Origin of the sequence: Sphingomonas palmae (assembly GCF_900109565.1) — a bacterium.
Taxonomy (GTDB): domain Bacteria; phylum Pseudomonadota; class Alphaproteobacteria; order Sphingomonadales; family Sphingomonadaceae; genus Sphingomonas; species Sphingomonas palmae.
This window is the reverse complement of the sequence record NZ_FNZZ01000004.1, coordinates 83,339-106,723: the sequence shown is the minus strand read 5'-3', so window position 1 is coordinate 106,723 and position 23,385 is coordinate 83,339. Positions and strand designations below refer to the sequence as shown.

The window sequence follows — 23,385 nt, the reverse complement described above, 5'->3', positions numbered from 1 at the left end:
CAAGTACGCGCCGTAAAGATTAGTAACACTCGCCCATTGCCGCGTGCCGGGCCGCTGCTATGCTCCGGCAAAACACCACAGCAAAATATCTCAGGGAGCGTGCCAGTCTTGACCTTCAAGTCGTTCCTCGCCGCGAGCGTCGCGTTCGCCAGTCTCACCCCCGCTGCCTGGGCGCAGTCCGCACCGCCGTCGACCGCCGCCGCGGCGCCGGTGTCGTCGCTGGTGAGCGCGGTCGACATTCCGTATCAGCAGTTCACGCTCAAGAACGGGCTGCGCGTCGTCGTTCACACCGACCGCAAGGCACCGGTCGTCGCGGTGAGCGTCTGGTACGATGTCGGGTCGAAGCACGAGCCCAAGGGCAAGACCGGCTTCGCGCACCTGTTCGAACATCTGATGTTCAACGGCAGCGAGAATGCGCCGGGCGATTTCTTCGAGCCGTTGCAGCAGGTCGGCGCGACCGACTTCAACGGCACGACCTATTTCGACCGCACCAATTATTTCGAGACGGTGCCGCGCGCGGCGCTCGACCGCGCGTTGTTCCTCGAATCCGATCGCATGGGGTACCTGACCGGCGCGATCACGCAGGGCGTGCTCGACGAGCAGCGCGGCGTCGTCCAGAACGAGAAGCGGCAGGGTGACAACCAGCCCTATGGCCTGCTTGAATACAAGCTGACCGAGGGGCTGTTCCCGGCGTCGCACCCGTATGGCCACACCACGATCGGATCGATGGCGGACCTGGATGCTGCGACGCTGACGACGGTCAAGGACTGGTTCCGCGACCATTACGGCCCCAACAACGCGGTGCTGGTGCTGGCGGGCGACATCGACGTCGCGACCGCGCGCCCGCTGGTGGAGAAATACTTCGGCGCGATCCCCGCTGGTCCCAAGAGCGTCGCGCCGCCCGCCGCGGTTCCGGCCTCGCTGCCCGGGCCCTCCAGCGCGGTGATCAAGGACAATGTCCCCGCGACGATGATCGTCAGGACCTGGGCGGTGCCGGGGTTGAACGATCCCGCCGCCGCACCGCTCGACGTGGCGGCGGGCGTACTCGGCGGGCTGCAGAGCTCGCGCCTCGACAACGAACTGGTCAAGCGAGACAAGCTGGCGGTGCAGGTGTCGGCCGACAACAGCAGCTTCGCGCAGGTCGGCACGTTCACGATCAACGCAATCGTGCGCCCCGGCGTCGACCCCGCGGTCGTCTCGCGCCGGATCGACGAGATCATGGCCGAGTTCCTGAAGAACGGGCCGACCGCGGACGAGGTCAACCGCTACGTCACGCAGACGGTGTCGCGGCGGATCAGCGGGCTTGAATCGGTCGGCGGCTTCGGCGGCAAGGCGGTCGCGCTGGCGGAAGGCGCGCTCTATTCGAACGATCCGGGCTATTACAAGAAACAGCTCGCCCGGCTCGCGGCGCAGACCCCGGCGAGCGTGAAGGCGGCGGCGGACCAGTGGCTGTCGCGCCCCAGCTTCTCGGTTCAGGTCGTGCCGGGCAAGCGCGACGCGTACGAGGAGGCGAAGGTGCCTCCGGCGGTCGCGGTGCAGGCGGCACCCGAGCCCGCGGCGAAGGGCACGCGCGGACCGCTGCCGACGGTCGGTCAGATCGCGGGCCTGAGCTTCCCCAAGGTGGAGCACGCGCGGCTGTCGAACGGGGTGGAGATCGTCTACGCGCAGCGCGCCACCGTGCCGATGACGCAGGCGGTGCTGAGCTTCGACGCCGGGGCAGCCGCCGACGTGGCGGACAAGCTCGGCACGCAGGCGCTCACGCTCGCGATGATCGATGAGGGTACGCGGACGCTCAACTCGGTGCAGCTGGCGGAGGCGAAGGAGCGGCTCGGCGCGACGATCGGGACGAACAGCTCGGCCGATCGCACCACGCTGTCGCTGCAGGTGCCGAGCGCCAATCTGGGTGCCGCGTCGCAGATCTGGGCCGATGTGGCGCGCGCGCCCGCTTTCCCGGAAAGCGAGTTCGGCCGCGTCAAGACGCAGCAGCTGACGCAAATTCAGCTGGAGCTGACCAGCCCCAACGGGCTTGCGCAGCGGATGCTGCCCCGCCTGATCTCGCCCAACTCGCCTTATGCGAAGGCGCAGGGGTCGGGCGATCCGCGCGCGGTGCAGGCGCTGACCCGCGCCGACCTCGTCGCGTTCCAGCAGGCGTGGCTGCGTCCCGACAAGGCAAAGATCTTCGTCGTCTCCGACCGCCCGCTCGGCGAGATCCGCCAGCTGATGGAGCAGCGTTTCGGCGACTGGCGCGCGACCGGCACCGCCGGGCAGAAGGCGTTCCCGCCCGCCGGCGCGGCGACGCGGCCGCGCATCGTCCTGATCGACCGGCCGGACAGCCCGCAGTCGCTGATCGTCGCGGGCGCGCAGACCGGCCTGAAGGGGACGGACGACCTGCTCCCGTACGAGGTCGGCAACGACGCGCTGGGTGGCAGCTTCCTAGGCCGCATCAACATGGACCTGCGCGAGACGAAGCACTGGTCCTACGGCGCGGGCGGCAATTTCCGCCGCTACGAGATGGCCGCACCCTACGCGGTGCAGGCGCCGGTGCAGGCGAACCAGACGGGTCCCTCGATCGCGGCGATGCGCGGCGACATCGCGGGCTACGTCGGTGCGCAGCCGATGACGCAGGCCGAGTTCGAGCGCGCGATCAACGGCGCGACGCGGTCGCTGTCGGGTGATTTCGAGACCTCGGGCGACGTGCTGCGCGCCATGCAGGCGAACGACCTCTACAAGCGGCCGGACGATTACTACGCCACGATCACGCAGAAGTACCGCGCGCTGACGCTGCCGCAGGTCAATGCCGCCACCAAGGCGGTGATCGATCCGGGCAAGTTCGTCTGGCTGGTGGTCGGCGACGCCAAGCAGGTCCAGCCGCAGCTCGGCACGCTCGGCCTGCCGGTCGAGGTGATGCCTGCCGCGGCGGTGGCGGCGCCGGTCGCGACCGCTGCACCTGCAACGCCTGCACCTGCGCAGCGTTGAGCCCGCGCATGCAGTTTCTGAACGCTTAGGAGAACATCATGGCCAATCTCGACGGTACCTACGATTGCACGGTCAAGTCGCCGCTCGGCGACCAGAATCTGACGCTCACGGTCAAGACCGAGGGCAGCAGCTTCACCGGCCAGGCCTCGGGCGCGATGGGCGCGTCCGACGTGTCGGGCGAGGTGGAGGGCGACACGCTCAAGTGGAAGCAGCAGATGACCTCGCCGATGCCGATGACGCTCGATTGCAGCGCCACGATCGACGGCGACACCGTGACGGGTCAGGTCGGCGCTGGCGCGTTCGGCAGCTTCCCGCTGTCGGGCGCGCGCAAGGGCTGAGCGACCGGTTGGGCACGCGTCGCGGTTTGCGGCGCGTGCCCCTTGGGTGTCCCGTGATGACGGTCGCGGGGCGAGCCTGTATGCGGCGCCGATGGCGAGAAAGAAGCGCTATCTGACCGCGACGATGCCCGACGGCTACGTCAAGACGATCGGGCCGACCGCGTCGCCGTTCACGCATTTCTGGCGCATCGTCGCCGAGCTAGAGAACGGCCGGACCGAAGTGTTCTGGGGCCACGCCGCGTCGTTGAAGGAAGCGACCGCGAAGAAGCAGGCGACGGCCGATGCCGCGCGACAGCGGGGCTGGCGCGCTTACCTGTTCGAGGTCGTTCCCCTGGAGGAACACCGCGACGATCCGCGCCGCGGGTGACGCTCGGGCAGCCGGTCAGTCTTCCTTCGTCTCTGGCATCGCCACGAGGTAGAGCGAGAAACCCATCGCCGCGATCGCTGCCAGCGTCAGAAAGCTGGCACTGTACCCCGCCCAGACGATGATCGCGCCCGCGAGGCTCGCCGATAGCGCGGCGCCCAGCCCCTGCGTCGTCGCGACCGCACCCTGGCTGACGTTGAAGCGACCCGAACCCTCGGTCAGATCGGCGATCACGACCGGGAAGATCGCGCCGAAGATGCCGGCACCGACGCCGTCGAGCGCCTGCACCCCGACCAGCCACCACGGATTGTCCGACACGGTGTAGAGTGCGCCGCGCGCCGCCAGGAACGCGAAGGCGACGAGGAAGATCGGCTTCGTGCCCCAGCGGTCGGCGTTGCGCCCGACCAGCATCGCGATCGGCACCATCACCAGCTGCGCCGCGACGATGCACGCAGCCGTCAGCGAGGTCGCCTGATCCTTGCCGACGCTTTTCGCGAGCAACTGGCTGACCGAGGTCAGCATCGCGGCGTTCGACAGGTGGAACAGGAAGGCGATGACCGCGAAGATCAGCAGCGGCTTGTTCTCGATCAGCGTCTTCCACCCGCTCGGCTCCTCGCAACCTTCCTCCGGCTCGCAGTCGAGCCCGCGTGCGACCGCATTGTCGATGTCGTCGTTGCGGATGCGCGCGGCGCTGGCAATGCTTGCAACCGTCAGCGCGCCCATCAGGTAGAAGACGACCACGGGCCCGAATTCCCACGCCAATCCGCCCGCGAGGGCCGCCGACACCGCATTGCCGGCGTGATTGAACGCTTCGTTGCGCCCGATGCGATGCGCGAACATCTTCTGCCCGACGAGGCCAAGCGTGATGCCCGAGATCGCGGGCGCGAACACCGCGCCTGCCGCCGCCGCGATCGACTGGGTCGCGGCCACGACCGCGAAGCCGTGGACGAACGGTAGCGACACGCTGGTCAGCGTGACGAGCAGCGCGGCCGCCATGACGATCCGCGGCTTGTTGCGGCTCTTGTCAATCAGGCTGCCCGCCGGGGTCTGCGCCAGCAGGCCGAAAATGCCGGCGATCGTCAGCACCATGCCGACCGTCGCCTCGTTCCAGCCGTGCGCCGGCCCGCGCACCGCGACGAGGTAGATGGCGAGGTAAGGCCCGAGACCGTCGCGCACGTCGGCCAGGAAGAAGTTGAGCGCGTCGAGCGTGCGGCCCGAGGTCTCCCGCTCCGGCGCGGAGCCGCCTGCCATGATCGATGCCGTTGCCGTCGCCATGATCCGTTCTTCCATCAGTTGAACCAGCATTCAGCCAGTGGACGCGAGCGCAACGGCGCCGCACCCGCGGGCCCGTGTCATCCCAGCATCAATCGCGTGCCCAGCGCGGCGACGAGCGCGAGCGGCATCGCCACCGCGCCGACTTTCAGAAAGGCGAGGAAGCCGACATCCTCGCCCTCGCGCCGGATCACCTGCAACCACAGGATCGTCGCGAGCGAGCCGGTTACCGACAGATTGGGGCCGAGGTCGACGCCGATCAGCAGCGCGTCGGTGACGATCCGCGGCGGCTGCGCCTGCGCGACCGCGGTCGCGGCGACGAGGCCCGCGGGCAGGTTGTTCATCAGGTTGCTGACGAAGGCGAGGATCGTTCCCGACGCGGCGGCCGCCTGCACCGGCTCGCTCGAGACGGCGCGCAGCCACGCGGCGACGTGCGCGATCACGCCGGTGCGGTCGAGCGCTTCGACCAGCACGAACAATCCGGCGACGAGCGGCAGCACCCCCCACGACACCTGCCGCGCGAGCGTGAGCGGCGACGCCTTCGCCGCCGCGGATACCACGAGCGCGGTGGCGATCCCGGCGATGGCGGTCGGCAGGCCGAGTTCGCGATCGAGCGCGGAGACGACGAGCAGCAGTGCCGCGGTCGCGACGATGCCGAGGATCGCGAGCTTGCCCGGACTGGTCAGCGCCTCGCGCGTCACGTCGCACGCGCACTCACCCGCCAAGCGACGCCGCTCGATCCAGCGCAGCACCAGAAAGGTGACAACGATCGATGCGATCGACGGCACGGCGAAGGATCGCAGCCATTGTCCCAGCGGCGGCATGTGCCCGCCGTAGAGCACGAGATTGGCGGGGTTGGAGATCGGCAGCACGAAGCTCGCCGCATTGGCGATCAGCGCGCAGGCGAACAGCAGGGGCAGCGGGTCGGCCTTCGCCTTCTTGGCCGCGGCGAACACTGCGGGCGTCAGCACCACCGCGGTCGCGTCGTTCGACATGAAGGTCGTGACGACCACGCCGGTGGCGTAGACGAGCAGGAACAGCCGCGCGCGCGATCCCTTGCTCGCGTTGACCGCGGTGGCGGCGATCCAATCGAACGCGCCGTGCTCGCGCGCGGTCTCGCTCAGCAGCATCATGCCGGTCAGGAACAGGTAGACGTCGAGCCCCTTGGCGATCGCGCCGCCCGCTTGCGCCAGCGGCATCAGCCCGAGCAGGACGAGCAGCACTGCGCCCGCGACCGCCCAGATCCACTCGGGCCAGCGCATCGGCCGCGCGATCACCGCCGCGGTCGACAGCCCCGCAATAGCCCAGCTTGCGCCGGTGGCGAGGCTTACCATCCGGCACCGTTCTTGTTGGGGCCAAGCTGCGCGCCATCGATCCCGGCGATCGGCCACGCACCGACCGCGTGGCAGTCCTGACCAGGCGCGACCGGCAGGCGGCGCTTCGGGATCGCGTCGGCGCCGCGCACCAGCACGTCGATTGTATCTTGGGAATTACCGCATGTGACGCGCAGCGCGTGCAACCCGGCGTCGAGCGACACCGCGCCGCGCCACCATCCGTCCGCACCGCGCGTCATTGGCGTGGCGGTCGAACCGTGCTCGAGCGTCACGTTGCTGTCGTGGGCGGCACCGTGGACGCACGCGGTCACGGTCACGCTGCCCGGCCGCGGCACCTGGTACGGATCGGCGGGGCGCGTGACGAGGCGGCGGTCGCACGGCGACACGATCTGCACGTGCGGCCAGGGTGCGTCGAGGGTGCGGAAGCGCCAACTCGGCACGCCGTCGTGGACGGTGACGATCGCGAACCCAGCGCGGCCGCGACCCTCCTCGATCTGCCCGGTCGAGCGCGTCGCGCCGTAGACGACGTAGCCGTCGTTCAGCAGCTCGTTGTAATGCGTGTGCCCGGTGTCGACGAAGGCGACGTCGCCGTGGATGAAGCTGAGCGCCACCGCCCCGCCGTCCGCCGCCAGATCGCCCGGGTAGGCGTGCATGAAGACGAGCGGCGTTTGCTGCTCGGCGCTGGCACGCGCGAGTTCCTCGGCGATACGGTTGCGGTCGTGCATCGTCAGCCGGAAGTCCGGACCTCCGGCGCCTGCCGACACGATGTTGAGGAAGATGCAGCGGTGCCCGGCGATCACCTCGTGGTCGGGGCGGTTCGCGGGCGGGATCGCGGCGTCGTAGGCGGCGAGGTCGCCGGGCTCGAAATCATGGTCGCCGGGGATGATGCGCCACGGCACGGTCAAGGCTGAGAGCGTGTCGGTCATAACGCGATATTTCTCGGGCGTGCCGTGGTTGGCGTTGTCACCGGGCAGGTAGACGAAGTCGACCGAACCGCGCAGCCGCGTTTCGACCTGATCGACGATTGCCGCCAGACAATCGCGGCTCTGCCAGCCGTCCGCCTCATCGAGGTGCAAGTCGCCGATATGGACCCACGTGATCGACCGAGACGGTGCGCGCGCGTCAGTCATGCCGGTGTTCCATCGACTTCGCCTTCGCTCGAGGTGGCGCTGGAACCCAGCAACGTTCAGAAATGTCCACGTCGGCCAGAATAAAGTAGATCAGTCCTCCTTCGGCCCGCGTGGACACCGCGACCGGTTCGGGCGTTTGCAGCGCCATGTCGGCCAGCCAGCTCGAAACCCGCCTGTCGCATCACCTCGACCTCACCTTTGCCGAGCGCGACGCGCTGCGCTGGCTCGAACGGCGCGAGCGGTCCTATCCGGCCGGCACGTTGATCTTTCACGAAGGCGAGGCGATCGAGAACCTCTACATCGTCGGCAGCGGATGGCTGCACAGTTCGGTGACGCTGCGCGACGGCGACCGGCAGATCCTGCGCTTCTACTTCATCGGCGACATCACGACGACGCTGTCGGTCGCGTGGCAGCACAGCGCGGCGACGTTGCAGGCGGTCAGCGACACGACCTTGTTCGAGATTCCGAAGGCGCATTTCGGCGACCTGTTTCGCAAGCATCCGCGGCTCGGCGCGCTGCTGTTCGCGATCTCCGCGTCGGAACAGGTGTCGATCGGCGACCGGCTGACCTCGATCAGCAAGACCGACGGGTTCACGCGAATTGCGACCTTGCTGCTCGACATCCGCTCGCGGTTGCGCGTGGTCGACAATCTGGAGGGCAGCGCGTTCGAGCTGCCGCTGACGCAGAAGGACATCGGTGATGCGGTCGGTTTGACCAAGACGCACGTCAACCGATCGCTCAAGGCGCTGGAGGCGACCGGGCTGGTCGAGCGCGACGGGAGGGTGGTGCGGATCACTGACGTCGATCGGCTCGCTACGCTGGTCGACTTTCGCGACCGGCACGCGGTGATCGCGACCGATTGGTTGCCGGCGGTCGGTGCCGCCGTGTCTCCGGTGCTCGAAAAAGTGACATAGGTTACACTGCTAAATCAAATTAGTGATGTAGATCACCGTCGCGGAACAAAGTTGCGTTTTGTACGTGCGTCATGGGAACGGTGGCGCTGTCCGCTTCTTTTTCCTTCTCATCGGGTCCGCTCTCGGGCCGGGGTTGGGGAATGAACATGGCAGAACGGCTGGGCGTGGCGATCGTCGGCGTCGGTGGTGCGGTCGCGACCACCGCGATCGCGGGGATCGAGATGATCAAGGCGGGCTCGAACAGTCTCGACGGGCTGCCGCTCGCCGACCGCGACGTGGCGGGCATGGTCGCGTACCGCGACATGGAGTTCGGTGGCTGGGACCTCGCCGACGACACGCTCGGCGCGTGCGCGCTGCGTCACGGCGTGATCGGCGAGAAAGAGCTGGCCGACGGCGCCGCGGTACTTAACCAGATGCGCCCGTGGAAGGCGGCGGGCTCGACCGGCTATTGCGCCAACATCGACGGCAGCAACAAGCTGACCGGCGGGCACCGCGGCGCGATTGAGCAGATCCAGGCCGATCTTGCGCGGTTCAAGGACGAGAAGAAGCTCGACCGCGTCGTCGTCGTCAATCTCGCCTCGACCGAGCGCAAGCCCGGCGACGATGCCGCGCTGCAATCGCGCGAGGCGTTCGAGCAGGGGCTCGATCAGGACGACGCCGCGATCAGCCCGGCCATGCTCTACGCTTATGCGGCGATCGATTCAGGTACGCCCTACGCCAATTTCACGCCATCGGTCGCCGCCGACGTCGCGCCGCTGGCGCAGTTCGCCGCGGAGCGGAACGTGCCGGTCGCGGGCAAGGACGGCAAGACCGGGCAGACGTTCATGAAGACGGTGATCGCGCCCGCGCTGCGCGACCGCGCGCTCCACGTCGACGGCTGGTTTTCGACCAACATCCTCGGCAATTCGGACGGCCTCGCCCTCGACGATCCCAAGTCGCTGCAGTCGAAGCTGGGCACCAAGAAGAGCGTGCTGAACCAGATCCTCGGCTACCCGGTCGAGGATCACATCATCATGATCCATTATTACAAGCCGCGCGGCGACGACAAGGAAGCGTGGGACAACATCGACCTGACCGGCTTCATGGGTCAGAAGATGCAGCTGAAGCTCAATTTCCTGTGCAAGGACTCGATCCTCGCCGCCCCGCTCGCGATCGAGATCGCGCGCTGCCTCGATCTGGCGAAACAGCGCGGAGAGGGCGGCGTGCAGGAGCAGATGGGACTGTTCTTCAAGCTGCCGCAGACGCGCGGCGACTATGATCCCGTGCACGGCGTGCCCGAGCAGCAGCTGATCCTCGACAATTGGCTGGGCGACAAGAGCGCGTGACCGACGCGCCAGTGCTGGACGGACGCGCGGCGGAGGCGCCGGGGCTGACCCCGGCTGCCTTGCCGTTCCTGCGTGAGCTGGGCGACCTCAAACGCGTGCGATCGGCCGCCGCGCCGGGATCGATCGCGGAGCGGTTGTTCGTCGCCGGCTGGGCTGCACTGGTGCGCGGCGAGGACCCGGCAGAGGTGACCGCGCGCGTGACCGCGGCGGCGCTCGTCTCAGCACGGCTCGGCGACCTCGATCTCGCGGCGATGCAGGCGCTCGGGATCGGCGACCAGGCGGCAGCGGTACTCGAACGCGCGTTCGACGAGATCGCCGATCAGGTCGCGCCGTCGCTTCACGCGACGCTGCGCGCGGCATTGCCGCTCGGGCGGCCAGCGACCGGCGATACGCCCGCGTTCGTCGGCAAACTGGCGCGGCAACCGCGCGCGGGTGTGACCTGTCCGGGGCAACCGCGCATCATGCTGCAACCGCCCGAGAACCATGCCGAGCATTGTCTGATGGTCGCGGTCTACGGCGTGCTGGCGAGCGCGTGGCATGGTGCCGATCCGGTGCCCGTGTTTCTCGCCGGCATGGCGCACCATTTCCACAACGCCGACATGCCCGACAGCGGCTATTCGGGCGAGATGCTGCTGGGCGACGCGCTCGACACCGCGATTCAACACGCGCGTGCGGCGAGCATGGCGGAGCTCGCGCCCGATCTGGCGCGGGTCATCGGCGATGCGCTCGCGCCGATCGGCGGCGACGCGACGCCCGAAGCGCGTGCGTTCCACGTCGCCGACGTGCTAGACCGCGTGCTGGAGATCGAGCAGCACACCCGCGCCGCCAAGCTGACGATGCAGGTGGTGCTGGGCGATTACGGCCTCGTTCACGACGGCCCGGTCAAGGCGTTCCATGATCGCATCCTGCTCGACGCGGGGTTGATGTGACGGGCATTGAAGGGAAGGGGGAGGCGAGCCGCTGGCGCTCGCCGCTGACCGGGCGCGTGCTCGTGCACGATACGCCGCACTCGCTCGCGTGTCTTGGCGAGCGCTGGCCGGTGGTCGACGGCATCCCCTACCTGCGGATCGAGAGCGAGGGGCTGGTCGCGGTCGCGCTCGACCACCTTGACGCGGGCTGCCCCGATGATGCTCTGGTGGCGCTGCTGACCGATCAGGACGCGTGGTGGACCGGGCCGGCGACCGACCTCGCCGAACTGAAGCGGCTGGTGCGGGAACGCGACACGCTCAGCTTGCGCGAGGCGATGGCGCTGCTGCGGCTGGGGCCGGTCGCGGATTATTTCGCCTATCGCTGGAGTGATCCGACCTATCTCGCCGGGCTGGCACTGCTGGAGGCGCATTGGACACAGCCCGCGACCGCGTTCGAGCTCGCCTGCGGGATTGGCCATTACCTGCGCGATCTGACGCGTGCCGGCGTCGCGTGTCTCGGTGCCGATGTGGTGTTCGCCAAATGCTGGCTGGCGAAGAACTGGGTCGCGCCCGACGCCGATTACGTCGTGTTCGATGCTGCCGGAGAGTGGCCGGTCGCCGATCAGCAATTCGACCTCGTCATGTGTCACGACGCCTTCTACTTCCTGCCCGATCAGCCGCGCGTGGCCGAGCGGCTGCGCACCGTGACCGCGGGAGGTGGCGTGCTCGCGGTCAGCCACGTCCACAACGCGGGCGTGAATGGTGGCGCGAAGGGCCCGGCACGCAGCGGTGCGGAGTGGCGCGCGCTGTTCCCGACCGCGCAGGTGCACGACGAGCGCGCGCTGCTATGTGCGCTGATGAAGCAATCGGTGCCGCCGACCACCGACTGGCGCGACGACCCGGTGATCGAGGCGTGGTCGCTGGTCGAGGGCGCGGGTGACGCGCGCGCGGTGACCGGCGGTGTGGCGGTGCCTGCTGGCGGCGCCACGCTCAGGCGCAATCCGCTGATCGGCGACGATGGCGAGGTCGACTGGCCATCGCCGCGCTACCGCGACGAATATGCCGCCGGCTGCTTCTGGGCGCTGCCGGACGAGGCGCTGCCGTTCGACGCCGACGATGCGCGGCTGCGTCGCACCGTCGACTTGCCGGAGCGGTGGTGATGGCTGCGCGCACCCGCTGGGGGATCGCCGGCTACGGCTGGGTGGCGCGCGATTACATGGCGCCGGGCATTGCGGCGGCCGGCGGCGTCGTCAGCGCGGTGGCCGATCCATCCCCCGCGTCGCGCGCGCGCGCTGAAGCTGCGGGCCTTGCGGCCTTCGACAGCGTCGAGGCTATGCTCGCGGCGGACGCGTGCGACCTCGTCTACGTCGCGACGCCGAACGACGCGCATGCCGCGCCCGTCGCCGCCTGCGCTGCCGCGGGCGTGCCGGTGCTGTGCGAGAAGCCGATCGCGGCGACCGTGGAGCAGGCCGAGGCGATGGCCGCGGCGCTCGGCGATACGCTCTACGGCACCGCGTTCGACCAGCGCCACCATCCCGCGCACGCGGCGATGGCGGACGCGATCGCGGCGGGCGACATCGGGCGTCCGGTAGCGGTGCGGATCGTCTATGCCTGCTGGGTCGATCCGGCGTGGACGCCCGATGGCGGCGAGCACGATAATTGGCGAGCCGATCCGGTGCGCGCGGGCGGAGGCGCGGTGATCGATCTCGCGCTGCACGGGCTCGACCTGTCCGAGCGGTTGCTCGGCGAGCCGCTGACTGATCTTTCGATCCAGTTGCAGCGTCGCATTCACGATTACCCGGTCGACGACGGCGGCATGCTGAGCGGGCGCACCGCGTCGGGCGTGCTGTTCCAGAGCCACGTCGCCTATAATTGCGCCGAGGTACTGCCGCGGCGGCGGCTGGAGGTGCTAGGCGACCGCGGGCTGCTGGTCGCCACCGACACGATGGGGCAGACCGCCGGTGGTACCTTGGTGCGGCGCTGCGGGCAGAGTGGCGCGGAGATGCCGGTCGCGTTCGACACCGCCACATCGCCGTTCGCTGCGCAGGCCGCTGCCTTCATGGCGGCCGCGCGCGGGGAGCCGCACGATTTCTCGATGACGCGCGACCTGGCGCTGATGCAACTCTTCGACCGCGCTTATACGGAGGCCCGCCGGTGGCTCTGAGCTGGTTCGCCTGCGCCAATTGCGGCTTCTGGCAGAAGCATTTCGCGCCGCCCGACTGCCCCGTCTGCACCGACGTGCGCAACGATTTGCCCGAGGACGGCTGGTGCTTCCTGCCCGAGACGGAGGTCGCGGCCACCCACGACGGAGCCGCGCGCGAGGTCGCACCGGGGCTGTGGGCGTTTACTACCACGCCCGCGCTCGGGCTCGCCGGTACCGGCTGGCTGATCGTGCGCGATGGCGGCAACATCGCGTTCGAGGCAGCACCGTTCTACACCGAAGCGATGCTCGACCAGATCGAGGTGCTGGGCGGGGTCGCGTTCCTTTCGGCCAGCCACGCGCACGGCTACGGCGCCTTGTTCCAGCTCCAGCGCCGCTTCGCGCCCGAGATCGTCGCGATCCAGCGCGACGATCTGAAGATGACCAAGGCGTTCCGCGTCACCGCGCCGTTCGACGACACGCTCGAACTCGCCCCCGGCTACACGCTGCACCACGTCGGCGGGCATTACGAGGGGCAGGCAGCACTCCACGATGCGCGGGCACGCCGGCTGTTCTGCGGCGACATGTTCAAGATCGACCAGGATGCCGATGGCCGATCGCACGCGATTTCCAGCCACAAGGCCTTTCACAAGGATATTCCGCTGACCCATGCCGAGCTTCGTCGCTACCGCGACGTTATCGCCCCGCTCGACTTCGATGCGGTGCTGACCCCGTTCGAGTACGCGCCGGAGGTGAACCGCACCGTCGCGCTCGCCGTACTCGACGACGGCCTCGCGCGTGCACCCGGCGTGCGGCGCATTTCCTTGTGAACGCGCGCGTGACAAGCGGCCTTCCGGCTGACCTCAGCGACGCGGCGCGCCGGTACCTCGACGCGTTCCCGGCCGGCGACGTGGTCGCTTTCCCGATTCACCCGCTCGACCGGCTCGGGCTGCCGGTGTGGGTGGTGGCGCTGTTCCCGGACGACGAGGCGCTGTCGGGAATCATGCCCTACGGCGTCGGCTACGGCGCAACCGACGAGGCGGCGGTGCTCGGCGGGCTGGGCGAGATCGCCGAGATGGTGTGGCCGACGCTGACGCTTGGGCAACGAGCCAAGACGCGCGGTAGTTACACCGAACTGGTGCGGTCGCTGGGCGCTAGCGCAATCGCCGATCCGTTCACGCTGTGTCTGCCCGCAGGATCGCCGGTCGATCACGACACGGTGCTGGAGTGGGTCGAGGCGAAGCGCTGGCGGGACGGGTCGAGCGTGCTCGTGCCGATCGACCTCGCCGCCTATTCGTCGAAGGAGCTGTCGCCCGGGTACAAGCCGTTCACGACAATCATCTCGAACGGCATGGGGGCGGGGCCGGACCTCGATTGGGCGATCGGGCATGGGTTGTGCGAGATTCTGCAGCGCGACGGCAACGGGCTGCTGTTTCGCGCGCTCGATCGCGGCGTGACGCTCGAGCTCGACGGCGACCTGCCCGCCTCCACGCGCGCGATCCTCGACCGGTTCGATGCCGCCGGCATTCGCGCGATCCCGAAGTTCGCGACCGATCAGTACGGCTTGCCCAACCTCTACTGCGCCGGCGTCGACGAGCGCGGCGAGCCCGCGGCGCCGATCATGGTCACCGCGTGCGGCGAGGCGTGCCACGCCGACCGTGCCGCCGCGCTCGACAAGTGTTTGACCGAATTTGCCGCCAGCCGCGCGCGCAAGGCCTTCGCGCACGGCCCCGCCGACCTCGTCGCTGAGGTCGCGCCCAAGGGTTATGTCGCGCGCTTCATGGCGCAGGCGGGCGGTGCTGCGAAGTCGAGCGATCGCCGCGCATTCGACGCGATGCGCGACTGGACCGGGCGTAGCGCAACCGAACTGCGCAGCTGGCTCGCCGACAACGTGCTGTCCGAGCGGTCATCGCATCGTTTCTCCGACCTGCCGACGCAGGCCGCGCCCGACGGCCACGCGCGCGCGGCGACCGCGCGTGCCGCGGTGGAGGCGGCGGGGTTCGACGTGCTCTACGTCGACATGTCGCCCGCCGACGGATCGGTCACGGTCGTCAAGGTGATCGTGCCCGGCATGGAGGTCGAGACGATGAGCTATTACCGCATCGGCGCGCGCAATACCGAGAAGCTGCTCGCACTCGACTCGCCGCTGATCCAGTTCGGACGCGAGGAGGGGGCGGCGCTGCGGCGCATTCGGCTGTCGCCGGCGGACGCGGAGCGGTTGAACCACCCACTGTTCGACACCGCCGCCGCCGATCGGCTGGTGGGTCCGCTCTATCCGCTGTACCGCGAGCCCGAGGCGCATCACGTCGCGTGGAAGAGTGATGGAATTACGGGGGCATGACGTTGCGTTACGCCTACAACACCAACGGCGCGGCCAATCACCGGTTGGACGACGCGCTGCGGCTGATCGCGGACGCGGGCTACGCCGGGGTCGCGCTGACGCTCGACCACCATCACCTCGATCCGTTTGCGGGAGATTGGGAGCGGGAGTGCGAGCGCGTCGCGCGGTTGCTGGGTGACTTGGGGCTCGGCAGCGTGATCGAGACGGGCGCGCGCTACCTGCTCGATCCGCGGCAGAAGCATGAGCCGACGTTGATCACGCCCGACGCGGAGGGACGCGCGCGCCGCGTCGCCTTCCTCAATCGCGCGCTCGATGTCGCCAAACGGCTCGGCAGCGAGACGGTGTCGTTCTGGGCGGGGGTGCCGAAAGCGGGCGTCGATCATGCGCAGGCGTGCGTGTGGATGAACGAGGGGCTGGAGCAGGTCCTCGACCATGCCGAGGCGGTCGGGGTCGATGCGAGCTTCGAGCCCGAGCCCGGCATGCTGATCGAGACGGTTGCCGATTACGACGCGCTCGCCGCGCGCCACCCGCGGCTGCGGCTCGCGCTCGACACCGGGCATTGTCTCGTCACCCAAGACATAGAGCCAGCCGACGCGATCCGGCGCTACGCGACCCGCCTCGGCACCGTCGCGATCGAGGATATGCGGCGCGGCGACCATACGCATCTGCCGTTCGGACAGGGCGACATGGACATGCCGGCGGTGCTGAACGCGCTCGACGCAATCGGCTTTACCCGCCTCGTCTGCGTCGAATTGTCGCGCGAGAGCCCGCGCGCGCACGCGGCGATCCCGGAGTCGATCGACTATCTCAGGAACCTCGCCCGGTGAGCACACGATGAGGGTGTGCTTCGTCTCGCGCCGCTTCTTTCCGGCGATCTCGGGCATGTCGATCTACGCGATCAACCTGCTGCGGCAGCTGGTCGCACAAGGGCACGACGTGACGATGGTGAGCCAATATTACGGCGATCCCGAGCGCGCGCGCGTCTACGGCGGTGGTCCGCCCCCGCCGGTCGAGGGCGTTCGCGTCATCGGGCTGGAGGCGCTCGGCGAGCAGTCTGGCGGTGATTTCGAGCGCGATGTCGAGACGATGATCGGGGCAATCGCGGCCGAGCACGCGCGCGCGCCGTTCGACGTGCTCCACGCGCAATATGGCTATCCGACCGGCTGGGCGACCCTGCTCGCGGCACAGAGGCTGGGCGTGCCGTGCGTCGTGTCGATTCAGGGTGGTGATGGTCACTGGGTCGGTTCGTGCTGCGACACCCACCGGATCGCGATGGAGCGCGTGCTGGACAACGCCGGTGCGCTGCTGATCGGCGGGCAAAGCTTCGCGCGCGAGGTGCACGATCGCCTGGGGACGCCGATGGAGCGGTTCACGATCGTGCCCGGCGCCGTCGACACCGAACGCTTCACGCCGGGCGACCGCGCACCCGATGGCGTCACGCGCTTCTTCTATCACGGCCGCGTCGATCGCCGCAAAGGCGTGCTCGACCTGCTCCGCGCGCTGCCGGATGTGGCGGGCCGATGGCATTGCACGATCTCGGGCATCGGACCCGATGTCGACGCGGCGCACGCGCTCGCCGCGGAACTGGCATTGGGCGACCGTGTCAGCTTCACCGGTTACGCCGAATACGACAGCGTGCCCGAGCGCTACCGCGAGCACGACGTGTTCGTCTCGCCGACCTACGCCGAGGGCTTTTCCAACACCATCCTTGAGGCGATGGCGAGCGGGCAGGCGGTGCTGTCGTGCCGCGCGGTCGGGGTGACCGACTGCATTCGCGACGGCGAGAATGGTCTATTGGTCGAGCCGGGCGACGTGCCCGCGCTGACCGCGGCGATGTCGCGGCTCGTCACCGACATCGGCTTGCGTGAGCGGTTGGCGGCGGCGGGACTCGCCGAATGTCGCCGCGTGTATAGCTGGCACGCGGTGGGCGCGCAGATCGCGGGTATCTACGAGGACCTGCGCGGCACCCGGCCCGCTACGGGCATCGATCCGCATATCGCGGTGACGCCGTGCCGTTTCCGCGCCGAGCCGCACCTGTTGTGAGCGGATCGAGATGACGCACATCGTCGCAATCTCGCCGCATCTGGACGACGCGGCTTTCTCGGTCGGCGGGCTGCTAGCCGCGCGGGCGCGGGCCGGCGCGCGGGTGACGATCGTCACCTGCTTCACCGGCAACGTCCCGCGCCCGACCGGCTTCGCGCTGGCATGCCAGCTCGATAAGGGATTGTCGGCGGACGTCGACTATATGGCGCTGCGCCGCGGCGAGGATATCGCCGCCTGCGCGGTGATCGGTGCTGAGGCGGTTCACCTGCCGCTGCTGGAAGCGCCGCACCGCGGTTACGCTAGCGCACCCGAGCTGTTTGCCGGGCGGCGCGCGGACGACACGGTGCTGGAGTCGCTCACTGAGCAATTGGTGGAAACGATCGACCGGTTGCAACCGGATGCGCTGCTCGGCCCGCTGGCGGTCGGCAACCATGTCGATCACTGGCTGGTGCGTGACGCGCTGACCGCCATCGGCAGGCCGATGCTGTTGTGGGAGGATTGGCCCTATCTGACCCGCGCCTCGCACAAGCCTGGCGAAGCAGTGCGCGAGCGGCACGAGTTGAGCGCGCAGGATCGGGAGGAGCGCACCCGAATGTGCGCGGCATACGCGTCGCAGATCGGCTTCCAGTTCGGCTCGGTGGAGAAGATGGAGGCGGCGATCGCGCAGGTGCGTGAGGAACGGCTCTACGCCGCGGAGTGACGCCGGTTCGCGATCAGCAGCGGCGTTCGACCTCGACGATCACGTCGCCTGCCATCAGCGACGCGGCCTGCGGGTCCCAGTAACCGTACGGCTCGGTTCCGCGATAGATACGTAGGCCGAGCCCGGTCCGGATCGCGGACAAGGGCTGCCCAATCTCGTCGGCTGTGACCGTACGCTCGGTCAGCGACACGCGACCGCCCGCGTTGGCGAGATCGGCGAGGTAATCGGCGATGTGCGGGCCGTGGCGCGATCCGGCGAGCAGCAGGCCGGCGAAGCTCGCGGGGTTGATGACGGTGTTCGCGCCCGCCTGGCGCGCCAGCACCTCGTTATCCTCTGACCGGATGACGACACTGATCGGCACGTCGGGCGCGATCCGACGCGCGGTCAGCACGATCAGGATCGAGGTGTCGTCGCGCCCGGCGGAGACGAGGATGCTGCTCGCCTGGTTGGCGCGCACCGCCTCAAGCGTGACGTTGCGGGTCGCGTCGCCCTCTATCACCACCGCGCCCGCGGCCTCGGCGGCGGCGGTCGCCTCGGCCCGCGGATCGATCACCACGATCGTTTGCGGGTCGGCACCGCGGCGGATCAGTTCGCTCACCGCCTCCTCGCCGCTGGTACCGAAGCCCGCGACCACCGTGTGCGCGCTCAGATTGCGTTGGATCGACCGCATCTTCCATTTCTCCAGAACACCGCGCAGCAGGAATTGATAGGCTGAGCCCAGAAAGATCAGCCACACGAACAGCCGGATCGGCGTCACCACGAAGGTATCGAACAGCCGCGCACCGTCGGTCACCGGCACGATGTCGCCGTAGCCGACCGTGGTGATGGTGATCATTGTGAAATAGATCACGTCGACCACGCTGATGCTGCCGTCGATGTTGTCGCGCAGGCCGTCGCGCTCGATCCAGTGGCCGGCAAGCGCGATCCCGATCAACCCGGCGACGAGCAGCACGCGCCACACGAGCGCGGCCCAGCTCGGTGCGGTGTTGCGCCGCAGACTGGGTGCGACGCCGCGGTGGCGAACGGGACGTGCCACCCGCGTCAGCCTTGCGCGTTGGCGAGCGGCTCCGGCGGGCTGGCCTCGGACGCGGGCGCTTCCGCCGGGTCGGTCGCGGGCGGTGCCACGATCTCGATGTCGACGCGGCGGTTGCGGCGGCGGCCGTCGGGATCGTCGCTGCCGTCGAGTTTCACGTTGGGCGCGATCGGGCGCCCCGCCCCCAGCGCGACCACGGTGACGAGCGCCGGGTCGACCTTCTTCTCGATCAGGTAATCGCGCACGGCCTCCGCGCGCCGGCGCGACACGCGCAGGTTGGCGGCGTTTTCGCCGTCATTGTCGCTGCTGCCGCGCAGTATCCAGCGCGCTTGCGGCGGCAGCGCCGGCGCTGCGAGCAGTTCGTCGAGGGTCGCGCGCGCCTGATCGTCGAGCAAGGCACCACGTTCGAACAGGATCGTCGCACCCGTTGGTGGCGCGGCTACCGGGGTGGGCGTCGGTTCGGGCTTGCTCGCCGCGATCACCTCGGGCTGCATGATCGACTGCGCCGCGGCGCTGTTGTCGAAACCGGTCGTAGAGGTCGGCGACGGCGACGGTTCGGGCCGCGGCGATGCGCCGTCGCACGCGGCGAGCAGCAGGAGCGTCAGCAGCGCGGATGCGGTCTTCGTCATGCGGTGATCTCCTCTGCCCGGTGTAGTTGATCGGCGGCGCCCAGCGCCTGCCACCCCGCCGCGTCGATCCGGTCGCTCGGCACGTAGAGCAGCACGGTGTCGCCGTGCGACGGCGTCGGCGTCGACGCGTGCGAGAACATCCGCAGCGAGCCGTCCTTTCTGAGCAACAGCAGCGGCCCGCCGTCCTCGGGCAGGCTGCGCGCGGCGTCGGCAAAGTCGGCCACGTCCACTATCCTCGCAGCGGCGAAGGTCCAGCCCGCGCGCTCGCGCATCGCGACATCCTCGACGCCCAGCCCGGAGCGGAACATCGCGCGACCGCGTAGCGCGTCGGGAAGTCGCCTGGGATCGTCGCCGGCCGCGTCGCCCAATTGGTAGACGTTGTCGCGACCGAGTTCAGGGGCGAACTCGCTGCAAACCAGCGCGTTATATGCCTCGTTCTCGGTCGTCGCGGCGAGCAGGCCGAATTGCTGCAGGTCGAGCTGCTCCTCGGTCGCCTCGGCCAGGATTTCGCCGTGATAGGTCGGCACGCCTTCTTGACGCGCGGGGGCGAGGCGTTGCCAGCTGGTGTCGCTGATCGTGACGCCGACGCCCAAGGCACGCAGCGCGCGCGCGAGCGACAGGCTCCAGCCGGTCGAGCCGACGACCAGCACGCCGCGTCCGCCCGGCGCGGTCACGCCCAGCAGGTTGGCGAACGGGCCGATGGTGAATCCGTGCGCGACGATGGTGGAGGCGACGACCGCGAACGACAGCGCGACCAACGTGCCGCCATCGCCGTAGCCCAGTTCGTCCAGGCGCAGCGCGAACAGACCGGTGATCGCGATCATCACCACGCCGCGCGGCGCGATCCAGCCGATCAGCAACCGCTCGCGCCACGGTATCCGGCTGCCGGCTAGGCTGAGCAGCACGGTCGCGGGACGCACGACCAGCAGCAGCGCGACGAGGAACAGCCCGAAGCGCCATTCGAACTGGCGCAGCACGCCGAGATCGAGCGAGGCGGAGAGCAGCACGAACACGCCTGACACCAGGATAATCGTCATATTCTCCTTGAAGGTCAGGAAATCGCGCAGCGACGCCAGCTGCATGTTGCCGAGCGCCACCCCCATCACGGTGACCGCGAGCAGCCCGGTTTCCTGCTGGATCGCGTTGGAGGCGACGAACGTCCCGATCACCGCGACCAGGATCACCGGTGCCTTCAGATATTCGGGCACGTAGCCGCGCGGCAGCGCCCAGCCGAGCAGCCGCGCCACTGCGTAGCCGAGCAGTCCCGCCACCGCGGCGGCGGCGAGCAGGCTGACGAGGCTTTCCAGCATCGTCGCGCCGCTGCCCGCCTGGCGCAAAATCTCGTAGGTGACGACCGCGCACAAGGCGCCGATCGGATCGTTGACGATCGCTTCCCATTTCAGGATCGCGCGCGGTCGAGCCGCCACGCTCGATTGCCGCAGCAGCGGCAGGACCACGGTCGGCCCGGTCACCACCAGAATGCCCGCGAACAGGATCGCGACCGGCCACACCAGCCCCGCGACATAGTAACAGGCGAGGGCGCCGAGCACCCAGCCGAGCGGCACGCCGATCAGCACAAGCCGGTGGACAGCGCCCTCGGCATGCTGCAGCTCACGCAGATTGAGGCTCAGCCCGCCCTCGAACAGGATCACCGCGACCGCGAGCGACACCGCGGGTTCGAGCAGGTGGCCGAAATCCTCCTCGGGGCGGATCAGCCCGGTCGCAGGCCCGGCGATCAGCCCCGCGACCAGCATCAGCGCGATCGCGGGCAGTCCGGTGCGCCACGCGACCCATTGCGCGCCGATGCCGAGCAGCCCGACGAGCGCCAGCACGAAGGCCAGATGGTTCATTGCAACTCCCCAGTCGCGCGCGCGGCGCGACTGCCTACCAAGATTTCAGCCGCCGCGTTTGTTCCGGCGCGGCAACGAGCGCTTACAGCGCTCAGGAAAGGTGCGATGCGCACGCCCCATTGCCTCAGACACTGTGACGGGTGAGGCGCGCGTCGGCGAGGTCGAGTTCGCGCCCGAGCTGGTCCGCCAGCGTGTTGCTGATCTCGCCCTGCCGCGCGAGGTCGAACAAGGTCGCGCGCTCGGCACGGATCCCTGCGAGCCGCAGCGTCCGCTCTAGCCCGTATCGCTGCGCGTGCCACGTCCGGTCGTCGTCGTCGGCGGTGATGCTGTCGATCCGCTCGCGGTACTGGTCCATGATGCGCGCGGCGATCTCGGTCGAGCGATCGGCGTCGCCGTGCTCCTCCGCCATTCGGTGCTGGACGCGCTCGATCTCGGCGATCGCCGCCTTCGCGCCCTTGATGCGCGCGCGGTCGCGTTCCTCCGCGATGCCTTCGTCGACGGGCAGGTGCAGCCCGCGCAGCAGCAACGGCAGACCGACCGACGCGATCACGAGCGAGGCGAGGATCACGCCGGAGGCGAGCAGGATGGCGAGATCGCGTGCCGGGAAGGGCGAGCCGTCATTCATCGTCATCGGCAGCGTCAGCGCACCCGCGAGCGTGATCGCGCCGCGTGCGCCCGCGGCCGACATCGCGGCGATGATCCGCTGCGGCGGGCTAGCGGTGTTCGTCGCGCCGGCGCGCCGCGCGCGCAGCAGCGTGAAGCGCAGTGCCACCCACACCCAGGCGTAGCGCAAGGCGCCGAGCGCCGCGACGATCGCACCGACGTAGAGCAGCAGCCACCACATGCTGCCATGCCCGGTCACCGCGATCGTCGCGCGCGCGCGGTGGATCAGGTCGGGGAATTGCTCGCCCAGCAGCACGAAGATGACGCCGTTCAGCGTGAACTGCAGCATGTCCCATACCGCACGGCGCCTGATCCGCGCGACAGCCCCGAGTGCCACGCCGCTGCCGGCGAAGGTCATTGCGATGCCCGATGCCGCCGCGGCGAGCACGCCCGAGGCATGGACGTGCTCGGCGAGCAGATAGGCCCCGAACGGGATCAGCAGGCTGACCAGGATGTTCGAGCCGGTATCGTCGCCGAACCGCTCGGCGAACAGCGCCTTGCCGCGCACCACCGCCCAGGCGGTCGCGACACCGATCGCGACGCCCGCCAGCGCCATCCACGCGAACGTCGTCGCGGCACTGCCGAGCGAGAAGGTGCCGCTCAGCGCCGCCGCGATCGCGAAGCGCAGGCACACGAGGCCCGAGGCATCGTTGAGGAGCGACTCGCCCTCCAAGATGTGCATCATCCTCTTGGGGACCGTGACCTTCTGCGCGACCGCGCCGACCGCGATCGGATCGGTCGGGGAGACGATTGCGGCGAGTGCGAAGGCGACCGCGACAGGCATCGCCGGGATCAGCCAGTGGATGAACAGGCCGACACCCAACACGGTCAGGAAAACCAGACCCAGCGCCAGCCCGAGGATCGCGCGACTGTCGCGAAACAGCTCGTCCTTCGGAATGCGCCAGCCGTCGAGGAACAGCAGCGGCGGGACGAGCAGCAGGAAGAACAGGTCGGGATCGAGCTCGACCCGGATGCCCGCGAACAGCCCGATCAGCGCGCCGAGCCCGATCTGGACCAGCGGGCGGGGCAGAGCGGAGGGCAGCAGGCGCGAGACGATGCTGCTCGCAACAACCGCCAGCAGCAGGAAGAGGCACAAGGTGACGACGTTCAATACACGCTCCGGTAATTGGCTGACGGCTTGTACCGCGATTGCGGGTCAGGTCACCCCCGGGCGGACAGAGGCACCCACTTAGCCTCTAAGTCGGGGATGCGCCGGTTCCGCCGCCAAGGCATCGCGGGTGCGTGTTCACGATCCCGTGGGCGCGGTCGCCGGATCGTCCGCGCGAAGACCGTTTGCTGATCAATCAGCGCACCAGCCGCGCGAGAGGATGGCATCACTCAGTATCACCGATCCAGCCGCTTCGATTTGGGGGTCGATCAGCGCGGGCGATCACGCCATAACGATGGCGCGGTTCATTCCGGTCA

20 protein-coding genes are annotated in these 23,385 nt (G+C 69.0%); 13 read left to right on the top strand and 7 right to left on the bottom strand.

What is annotated here, in order from left to right; genetic code table 11:
* The first annotated feature begins 108 nt into the window (after window positions 1-108).
* From BMW51_RS10645 to BMW51_RS10635, 3 genes are all read left to right on the top strand, one after another.
* Window positions 109-2,976 carry a M16 family metallopeptidase gene (locus tag BMW51_RS10645; RefSeq protein WP_093006234.1) on the top strand — a complete coding sequence of 956 codons (2,868 nt, stop codon included), beginning with the start codon at window positions 109-111 and terminating at the stop codon, window positions 2,974-2,976.
* A 38-nt stretch (window positions 2,977-3,014) separates the two neighbouring features.
* Window positions 3,015-3,314: a hypothetical protein gene (locus BMW51_RS10640; RefSeq protein WP_093006232.1), complete on the top strand. Its 300-nt coding sequence runs from the start codon at window positions 3,015-3,017 to the stop codon at window positions 3,312-3,314.
* Between the two features lie 91 nt (window positions 3,315-3,405).
* The gene (locus BMW51_RS10635) at window positions 3,406-3,681 is read left to right on the top strand and encodes a hypothetical protein (protein ID WP_093006230.1); all 276 of its coding nucleotides are present in this window, start codon (window positions 3,406-3,408) and stop codon (window positions 3,679-3,681) included.
* Between the two features lie 15 nt (window positions 3,682-3,696).
* Here the strand turns inward: BMW51_RS10635 and BMW51_RS10630 are convergent, their stop codons facing one another.
* The 3 genes from BMW51_RS10630 to BMW51_RS10620 form a co-directional block, all read right to left on the bottom strand.
* Window positions 3,697-4,953: an MFS transporter gene (locus BMW51_RS10630; protein WP_093006810.1), complete on the bottom strand. Its 1,257-nt coding sequence runs from the start codon at window positions 4,951-4,953 to the stop codon at window positions 3,697-3,699.
* 77 nt (window positions 4,954-5,030) lie between these two features.
* The gene (locus tag BMW51_RS10625) at window positions 5,031-6,284 is read right to left on the bottom strand and encodes an arsenic transporter (protein WP_093006228.1); all 1,254 of its coding nucleotides are present in this window, start codon (window positions 6,282-6,284) and stop codon (window positions 5,031-5,033) included.
* Window positions 6,278-7,414, bottom strand: a complete 1,137-nt coding sequence (locus BMW51_RS10620; RefSeq protein WP_093006226.1) for a metallophosphoesterase — start codon at window positions 7,412-7,414, stop codon at window positions 6,278-6,280. Before BMW51_RS10620 ends, BMW51_RS10625 begins: the two co-directional genes overlap by 7 nt.
* Window positions 7,415-7,560: 146 nt before the next feature.
* On the opposite strand from BMW51_RS10620, the gene BMW51_RS10615 reads away from it, so the two are divergent.
* The 10 genes from BMW51_RS10615 to BMW51_RS10570 all read left to right on the top strand — a co-directional run bounded on the left by BMW51_RS10615 (window position 7,561) and on the right by BMW51_RS10570 (window position 17,785).
* Window positions 7,561-8,328, top strand: a complete 768-nt coding sequence (locus BMW51_RS10615; protein WP_143051850.1) for a Crp/Fnr family transcriptional regulator — start codon at window positions 7,561-7,563, stop codon at window positions 8,326-8,328.
* A 146-nt stretch (window positions 8,329-8,474) separates the two neighbouring features.
* Window positions 8,475-9,653, top strand: coding sequence for an inositol-3-phosphate synthase (locus BMW51_RS10610; protein ID WP_245708438.1), 1,179 nt, complete (start codon window positions 8,475-8,477; stop codon window positions 9,651-9,653).
* Complete coding sequence (locus BMW51_RS10605) at window positions 9,650-10,582, top strand: HD domain-containing protein (RefSeq protein ID WP_218139386.1); 933 nt, start codon at window positions 9,650-9,652, stop codon at window positions 10,580-10,582. Before BMW51_RS10610 ends, BMW51_RS10605 begins: the two co-directional genes overlap by 4 nt.
* Entirely contained in the window at window positions 10,579-11,721 is a 1,143-nt protein-coding gene (locus BMW51_RS10600) for a class I SAM-dependent methyltransferase (protein ID WP_093006220.1), read from the top strand. Before BMW51_RS10605 ends, BMW51_RS10600 begins: the two co-directional genes overlap by 4 nt.
* A complete protein-coding gene (locus BMW51_RS10595; RefSeq protein WP_093006218.1) occupies window positions 11,721-12,725 on the top strand; it encodes a Gfo/Idh/MocA family protein in 1,005 nt (334 codons plus the stop codon). The genes BMW51_RS10600 and BMW51_RS10595 overlap by 1 nt, the downstream gene beginning before the upstream one ends.
* Entirely contained in the window at window positions 12,716-13,531 is an 816-nt protein-coding gene (locus BMW51_RS10590) for an MBL fold metallo-hydrolase (protein WP_093006216.1), read from the top strand. The genes BMW51_RS10595 and BMW51_RS10590 overlap by 10 nt, the downstream gene beginning before the upstream one ends.
* A gap of 8 nt (window positions 13,532-13,539) precedes the next feature.
* On the top strand, window positions 13,540-15,042 hold the full coding sequence (locus BMW51_RS10585) for a YcaO-like family protein (protein WP_245708437.1): 1,503 nt from the start codon (window positions 13,540-13,542) through the stop codon (window positions 15,040-15,042).
* Window positions 15,039-15,869, top strand: a complete 831-nt coding sequence (locus tag BMW51_RS10580) for a sugar phosphate isomerase/epimerase family protein (RefSeq protein WP_093006212.1) — start codon at window positions 15,039-15,041, stop codon at window positions 15,867-15,869. The genes BMW51_RS10585 and BMW51_RS10580 overlap by 4 nt, the downstream gene beginning before the upstream one ends.
* 7 nt (window positions 15,870-15,876) lie before the next feature.
* Entirely contained in the window at window positions 15,877-17,085 is a 1,209-nt protein-coding gene (locus tag BMW51_RS10575; RefSeq protein WP_093006210.1) for a glycosyltransferase family 4 protein, read from the top strand.
* A gap of 10 nt (window positions 17,086-17,095) precedes the next feature.
* A complete protein-coding gene (locus BMW51_RS10570; RefSeq protein ID WP_093006208.1) occupies window positions 17,096-17,785 on the top strand; it encodes a PIG-L deacetylase family protein in 690 nt (229 codons plus the stop codon).
* 13 nt (window positions 17,786-17,798) lie between these two features.
* Here the strand turns inward: BMW51_RS10570 and BMW51_RS10565 are convergent, their stop codons facing one another.
* The 4 genes from BMW51_RS10565 to BMW51_RS10550 form a co-directional block, all read right to left on the bottom strand.
* Entirely contained in the window at window positions 17,799-18,821 is a 1,023-nt protein-coding gene (locus BMW51_RS10565; protein ID WP_093006206.1) for a potassium channel family protein, read from the bottom strand.
* Between the two features lie 5 nt (window positions 18,822-18,826).
* Complete coding sequence (locus tag BMW51_RS10560; protein ID WP_093006204.1) at window positions 18,827-19,447, bottom strand: OmpA family protein; 621 nt, start codon at window positions 19,445-19,447, stop codon at window positions 18,827-18,829.
* Window positions 19,444-21,297 (bottom strand): cation:proton antiporter, encoded by a 1,854-nt coding sequence (locus tag BMW51_RS10555; RefSeq protein WP_093006202.1) that lies wholly within the window; start codon window positions 21,295-21,297, stop codon window positions 19,444-19,446. The genes BMW51_RS10560 and BMW51_RS10555 overlap by 4 nt, the downstream gene beginning before the upstream one ends.
* 124 nt (window positions 21,298-21,421) lie before the next feature.
* Window positions 21,422-23,071: a Na+/H+ antiporter gene (locus tag BMW51_RS10550; protein WP_093006200.1), complete on the bottom strand. Its 1,650-nt coding sequence runs from the start codon at window positions 23,069-23,071 to the stop codon at window positions 21,422-21,424.
* Window positions 23,072-23,385: the final 314 nt, after the last annotated feature.

Coding starts and splice junctions, on each gene's coding strand:
- BMW51_RS10640 (WP_093006232.1), top strand. CDS start 3,015: ATGGCCAATCTCGACGGTACCTACGATTGCACGGTCAAGTCGCCGCTC.
- BMW51_RS10635 (WP_093006230.1), top strand. CDS start 3,406: ATGGCGAGAAAGAAGCGCTATCTGACCGCGACGATGCCCGACGGCTAC.
- BMW51_RS10630 (WP_093006810.1), bottom strand. CDS start 4,953: ATGGCGACGGCAACGGCATCGATCATGGCAGGCGGCTCCGCGCCGGAG.
- BMW51_RS10625 (WP_093006228.1), bottom strand. CDS start 6,284: ATGGTAAGCCTCGCCACCGGCGCAAGCTGGGCTATTGCGGGGCTGTCG.
- BMW51_RS10620 (WP_093006226.1), bottom strand. CDS start 7,414: ATGACTGACGCGCGCGCACCGTCTCGGTCGATCACGTGGGTCCATATC.
- BMW51_RS10615 (WP_143051850.1), top strand. CDS start 7,561: ATGTCGGCCAGCCAGCTCGAAACCCGCCTGTCGCATCACCTCGACCTC.
- BMW51_RS10610 (WP_245708438.1), top strand. CDS start 8,475: ATGGCAGAACGGCTGGGCGTGGCGATCGTCGGCGTCGGTGGTGCGGTC.
- BMW51_RS10595 (WP_093006218.1), top strand. CDS start 11,721: ATGGCTGCGCGCACCCGCTGGGGGATCGCCGGCTACGGCTGGGTGGCG.
- BMW51_RS10580 (WP_093006212.1), top strand. CDS start 15,039: ATGACGTTGCGTTACGCCTACAACACCAACGGCGCGGCCAATCACCGG.
- BMW51_RS10575 (WP_093006210.1), top strand. CDS start 15,877: ATGAGGGTGTGCTTCGTCTCGCGCCGCTTCTTTCCGGCGATCTCGGGC.
- BMW51_RS10570 (WP_093006208.1), top strand. CDS start 17,096: ATGACGCACATCGTCGCAATCTCGCCGCATCTGGACGACGCGGCTTTC.
- BMW51_RS10560 (WP_093006204.1), bottom strand. CDS start 19,447: ATGACGAAGACCGCATCCGCGCTGCTGACGCTCCTGCTGCTCGCCGCG.
- BMW51_RS10555 (WP_093006202.1), bottom strand. CDS start 21,297: ATGAACCATCTGGCCTTCGTGCTGGCGCTCGTCGGGCTGCTCGGCATC.